Genomic DNA, 5,909 nt, shown 5'->3' with positions numbered 1-5,909 from the left:
AGGGCATGGTCGAGCAGGACGCCCGCAGCAAACGCTATCGCCTGAGCCTGGAGTTTTTTGCCTTGGCGGCCCGCGCCGGCAATACCAACAACCTGCGCGAACTGGCGCGGCCGGCATTGCTGCGGTTATCGGCATCGCTGGGCGATTCGCTGTTTTTGCTGGCGCGCAGTGGCTTTGATGCGATCTGTCTGGACCGCAGTGAAGGGCCGTTTCCGATCCGCACATTTACCGGTGACATCGGCGGGCGGGTGGCGCTCGGCGTGGGTCAGGGCAGCCTGGCGATTCTGGCATTCCTGCCGCAAGAGGAACGCGACACGGTGATTCACTACAACTTGCCGCGGCTCAAGGATTTTCACCTGTATGACGAAGTGTTCCTGCGCTCGGAAGTCGAGAATGTGCGCGCGCTCGGGTACGCCGGGCGCAACACCGGCGTGTTGCAGGGCATGGCCGGCGTGGCCGTGCCGATCCTCGATCGCGACGGCCGGGCAGTGGCGGCGTTGAGCGTGGCCACGATCAGTGATCGCCTGGGGCCGGATCGTTTGCCGACCGTGGTGGAAATGCTCAAGCGCGAAGCGGCGTTGATCGGGCCGCGGATCAACCCGTTCGACCCGCTGTTGCGCAGGCCTTCGCAGGTGTTTGGGCAGGGGTGACCACAACCCGGATCAGAACTTCAGTGTCTGCTTGAGTATCTGCGCCGCCGGTGTGTCACTCGGGCTGACCATCGCGTAGTTGTACCCGGCATCCGACCAATACTCGGCCTGCAGTTCGCCGTCGCTGCGGCTGCCGCGGGGCAGGAGGAAGTTTTTCGGTCCCGGCGGACGGACGTAAAAGCTGACTTTGTGGCCGCCCTGATCTTCGTAGACCACCATCGCTGCCGGCCCTTGTTCGGTACTGAGCAAACGGCCGCTGACCGGTTTGTAGCCTGCCCCCGCCAGGTTCGGCAGACGATGGGCCTGGCTGAAATAGCGGTCGAGCCAACCCTGCATGTCGCCATCGTCGCTGACTTGGTAATCCGCCGGCAGCATGCCTTGCTGGGCAATCAGTCGGTAGGCCTGCATCGCATCGGCCATCGGCAGTGGGGGGCTGACCAGAGTCATCTCCCGCGCGTGCCAACCGCCCAATCCGCCGACGCTGACCGCAATCAACAACATCGCGGCACTGGCCAGATGACGGCGGGACTGGCGTTTGAGGCGCTGGCGAATCAGCGCCGGGTCAAGTTGCGGGTTGGCCGGTTGCTGCAAGGCGCCGCTCAGGGCTGCGCGCAATTGTTGGGCGTCTTGCTGCCAGGCGCGTACTTGTGCGGCCACTTCGGCGTTGCCGGCCAGATAAATTTCCACTTGATGTCGGTCGGCATCGCTGAGTTGGTGATCGACGTAGGCGTGCAGGTCACGCTCGTTGGGAGGCAGGCTGATCATTTGAGTCTCCGCAGGGAAGGGCGGGTGATTTCGCCGTCGCTGAGCTGGCGCAAGGCCTGACGCGCGCGGGACAGGCGTGACATCACGGTGCCGATGGGGACGTCGAGAATCTCGGCGACCTCCTTGTAACTCAAGCCTTCCACCGATACCCAGAGCAGCAGCGCGCGCTGTTCGGTGTTGAGCTGATCGAAGGCTTGCAGGGTCGACTGGGCGATTACCGTGCGTTCTACCGAAGGCTGCGCATCGTCGCGCCCGGTAAAGAATTCGAGCATCCGCGCATACCGCCGGGAGCGGCGGTGGGCGTCGAGAAACTGCCGATAAAGAATCGAAAACAGCCAGGCCCGCAGGTCGCCCTCCGGACGTTTAGCGCTCCAATTCGACAGCGCTCGTTCCAGGCTTGCCTGCACCAGATCGTCGGCGCTGCTGGGGTTGCGCGTCAGCGATACGGCGAAGCGCCGCAGCCTGGGAATGATTTCACGCAATTGTCCGTCGATGTTGTTCATGGAAATGGCGTGTTCTCTGGCTGTGATGAATGGCACTGACAAGAAGGACGCCGGCCACTGTGGTTTATTCCTTCGTCGGGGAAAACCATTACTTATTTGTGTAGGAGATTTCTGAGGGGTTTGTAATCCATGTAATGGCATCGAACTTCGCGGCTCAACCCATGCAGCAAGCTCAGGCAGTCAGCCCAGCCTCTCACCAGGCTGCGCAGAACCACCCGTGCTTGAACGTAAATATTGAGCCTGAAGAGAATTTTTTAACATGCAAGAGTGCAAAATTTCCCTTGAGTCGGCATCGATGTGTTCGCTGCTTCCGGACAACAACACCCATGACGTGTGGCCGCGGTTCGGTCGTGGGCCGACGGTTGAGCCTGAGTATCTTCTGATCCATCACGCCATCGAGGCGCAAGCCGCCGCCAGACCTCAGGACATTGCCGCCCATTGTGAGGGCGAAGCCATCACCTACGGTGAACTGAACCGGCAGGCCAACCGACTGGCCACGCTGTTGCGTCAGCAGGGCGTCGCCCCGGGCGATCACGTGGCCTTGTTTGTGGAGCGTTCGATCCCGATGCTGGCGGGAATGTTGGCCGCATTGAAAGTGGGTGCTGCCTACATCCCTCAGCACGTAGGGATTACTCCCACCGCGCAATTGCGCCACATCATGGACGTGGCCTCGACGCGGGTGGTGCTGACACTGTCGAGCCTCGAGTCGCGAATTCCCCTGACGTCGCAGCAACACTGCATTTGCCTCGATGAGCTCATGGAGGTTGCGTCAACACCCGCTGATGACCTGAATGTGGCCAGTTCGCTGTCATCGACCCCGGACCGGTTGTGTTTCGTGCTGTTTACCTCCGGCACCACCGGCCTGCCCAATGGGGTTCGGGTGACCCACCGCAATGTGTGCAATATTTTGCTGACAGCCCCTGGCAATCTCGGCATGCGGCCTGGGCTCAAGGTCGGACAGATACTTAACATCGCCTTTGACATGGCGGCCTGGGAAATACTCGGGTGCCTGGCTCATGGTGCGACCTTGATGATCCGTGGCAAGGACATCGCCCAGACGGCCGAACAATGCGACGTGCTGATCGCTACACCTTCGATACTCGGCACACTCGATCCATTGCGTTGCCAGCAAGTCAAGGTCGTGGCCCTTGCCGGGGAGCCTTGCCCTCAGCCCCTGGCTGATCGCTGGTCCTCGTTCTGCACTTTTTACAATGCCTGCGGCCCGACCGAAACCACGATCGTCAACACCATGCAGCATTACAGGGGCGCAGGTGCATTGACGATCGGCAAACCCACGCCCAACAACACGGTGTACGTGCTGGATGAGGCGGGCCAGCTCTGTCAGGCGGGTGAGCAAGGTGAGATGTGGGCGGGCGGCGACTGTGTGACCGCCGGTTATTTGAGTAACCCGACGCTGACCGCCGAACGCTATCGGCCCGATCCGTTTCTGGGGCAGGGCCGGATGATGTTTCGCACACGTGATCTGGGGCGCTGGACAGCGAACGGCGAACTTGAACACCTGGGACGTGTCGATGATCAGGTCAAGGTCAGAGGGTTTCGGGTGGAGCTTGACTCTGTTTCTACGGTTCTGGAGTCATCTGATCGCTGCGAGCGGGCGGTCACGTTGAAACTCGACAGTCGCCATCTGGTGGCCTTCGTCTATCCCGTTACCACGGACATCGATGATGCAAGACGGCGCTGTGAAGAGCGGCTTGCCTACTATTGCGTCCCTTCGCTGATCCTCGCTGTGGAGCACATTCCGCTGACCTCACGCGGCAAGGTCGACAAACGCTTGCTGCTGGAGTGGGCGATGACGCACCAGGCCGACGCGACGACCCGGCAAGGGGTGGGCGCATGAAGGGGGGGAATCCGGATACCGCGCTGCCGGTCAAGCGCGTGCTGTGGCGGCGATTAGGGACGTTGCCGATATTCTCGCATTACAACCGCCTCGTAGCGCTGGTGCTTGCACTCAATATCGCGGCACTGGCGCATGGGTTGACCGCCGGGCAGTGGTGGACATCCACGGGGATAGTCCTTGAGGCGCTGTCGGGATTGGTGGTGGCGAATCTGTCGCTGGCGATTTTGATTCGCCAGCAATACATCATCAATCTGCTGTTCTGGCTGGCAACCCGGGCGCCCACTTCCTGGCCGCTTGCGATACGCCGCTCACTGGCCAAGGTTTACCACTTCGGCGGCTTGCACAGTGGCGGGGCGCTGGCGGCGATTGGCTGGTTCGCGGTGTTGATCGGCTCCCTGGCCTGGCATTGGACTGAAAGCTTGGGCGGCGTTTCCCTGGCGCTGCTCGGGGTGAGCGCCGGGTTGCTGGGGATCTTGCTGCTGGTGGCCGTCATGGCTCACCCGCGGATTCGCGGGCGTTTTCACAACGGCTTCGAGCGAATGCACCGCTTTGGTGGGTGGAGCGCACTTGCCCTGTTCTGGGTATGGAGCGTTCTGTTTACCCGGGACCAGAACCCGCAGGCCTCCGTGAGCGAGGCGCTGTCGACGTCGGTGGCATTCTGGATGCTGATTGTGCTGACGTTCAGCATCGCCTTGCCATGGTTTCGTCTGCGCAAAGTGCCGGTGCAACTGATCAGGCCTTCTTCTCATGCGGTAATAGCCCGTTTTGACCATGTCACGCCGTTTGCCGGCTCCTCCAACGCCATCAGTCTCAACCCGCTGATGGAGTGGCATTCCTTTGCCAATATTCCCGCACCGGGTGAAGCGGGTTTTCGCCTGATCATTTCCCGGGCAGGTGATTGGACCGGCGAGTTCATCGAGCAAATGCCGACGCATGTCTGGGTCAAAGGCATTACCACCGCTGGCGTGGCGCACATCGAAACCCTGTTCAAATCGGTGGTGTACATCGCCACGGGCAGCGGCATCGGCCCGGTGTTGCCCCATTTGTTGGCCAGGCAAGTACCCATACGGCTGGTCTGGTCGACCCGCAGCCCGCGAAAAACCTACGGTGACGAACTGGTGGAAGAGATCCTGCGGGCCAATCCTGATGCCTTGATCTGGGACACCGATGTGCTCGGCAAGCCAGACCTTGTGCAACTGGCTTATGACGCGGTTTGCTCGTTCGGTGCTGAGGCGGTGATCTGCATTTCGAACCAGACGCTCACCCAGCGAGTGGTTGAGGAAATGGAGGGGCGGGGCATTCCGGCGTATGGCGCAATCTGGGATTCCTGAAGTGTGCCAAGAGCGTTTTTTCATTCAAACATTTCACATCTATTTAATGAGATCACCATGCACACATTGATCGAACGTCATGATCGAGTCGTATTGATTCGTCTTAATCGGCCGCAGACCAGGAATGCTTTGAGTTCGGCCCTGATGCGCGAACTGCTGGACACCTTGCAACGGCTGGACCGCGACCCCGGAGTCGGCTGTTTCGTGATCACCGGGACAGCGGATTTTTTTGCGGCGGGTGCCGACATCAAGGAGATGTACGGAAAATCTTACCTGGACATGGTCCATGAGGATTATTTCGCCGATTGGGAAGCCTTTGCCGCGTTGCGTACGCCCAAGCTGGCCGCTGTTGCCGGTTATGCATACGGTGGCGGCTGTGAGTTGGCCATGATGTGCGATCTGATCTTTGCTGCCGATAACGCTCGTTTTGGCCAACCGGAAATCAGGTTGGGGGTGATGCCTGGAATGGGCGGGACCCAACGTCTCACGCGCCTGATCGGCAAGTCGAAGGCCATGGACATGATTTTGACTGGACGCTCGATGTCGGCCGAAGAGGCCGAGCGGGCAGGATTGGTGTCGCGGGTCATCGTTGCCAGCGATCTGCTGGAGCAATCCTTGGCCGCAGCGCAGATCATTGCCGGTTTCGCCAAAACCGCCACACTGGCTGCGCGAGAAGCAGTGGACCGGGCACTGGAGTCAGGATTGCGCGATGGCCTTCTTTTCGAGCGAAGAGTGTTTCATGGTTTGTTTGCCACGCAGGGGCAACAGGAAGGTATGCAGGCTTTTTTGCAGAAGCGTGAGC

Annotated in this window: 6 protein-coding genes; 4 read left to right on the top strand and 2 right to left on the bottom strand. The window is 60.5% G+C overall.

Annotation, left to right across the window (positions count from 1 at the left end):
* Positions 1 to 650: IclR family transcriptional regulator (locus AC1DLB_RS19015; protein WP_477785438.1), on the top strand; the 650-nt coding region annotated here is incomplete at its 5' end.
* A 12-nt stretch (positions 651 to 662) separates the two neighbouring features.
* Here the strand turns inward: AC1DLB_RS19015 and AC1DLB_RS19010 are convergent.
* Entirely contained in the window at positions 663 to 1,415 is a 753-nt protein-coding gene (locus AC1DLB_RS19010) for an anti-sigma factor family protein (RefSeq protein ID WP_064618867.1), read from the bottom strand.
* Positions 1,412 to 1,918, bottom strand: coding sequence for an RNA polymerase sigma factor (locus AC1DLB_RS19005; RefSeq protein ID WP_086945058.1), 507 nt, complete (start codon positions 1,916 to 1,918; stop codon positions 1,412 to 1,414). Before AC1DLB_RS19005 ends, AC1DLB_RS19010 begins: the two co-directional genes overlap by 4 nt.
* 295 nt (positions 1,919 to 2,213) lie before the next feature.
* Here AC1DLB_RS19005 and AC1DLB_RS19000 point away from each other — a divergent pair, with 295 nt between their 5' ends.
* The 3 genes from AC1DLB_RS19000 to AC1DLB_RS18990 all read left to right on the top strand — a co-directional run.
* The gene (locus AC1DLB_RS19000) at positions 2,214 to 3,776 is read left to right on the top strand and encodes an amino acid adenylation domain-containing protein (RefSeq protein ID WP_477743723.1); all 1,563 of its coding nucleotides are present in this window, start codon (positions 2,214 to 2,216) and stop codon (positions 3,774 to 3,776) included.
* On the top strand, positions 3,773 to 5,107 hold the full coding sequence (locus AC1DLB_RS18995) for a ferredoxin reductase domain-containing protein (protein WP_477743722.1): 1,335 nt from the start codon (positions 3,773 to 3,775) through the stop codon (positions 5,105 to 5,107). The genes AC1DLB_RS19000 and AC1DLB_RS18995 overlap by 4 nt, the downstream gene beginning before the upstream one ends.
* A 57-nt stretch (positions 5,108 to 5,164) precedes the next feature.
* A partial coding sequence (locus AC1DLB_RS18990) for an enoyl-CoA hydratase-related protein (protein ID WP_477785439.1) occupies positions 5,165 to 5,909 on the top strand: 745 nt, incomplete at its 3' end.

The sequence above is a fragment of the Pseudomonas sp. 05N434 genome (genome assembly GCF_056396965.1).
Note: the sequence above shows the minus strand (reverse complement) of the source record. Positions and strands in the feature narration are given on the sequence as shown.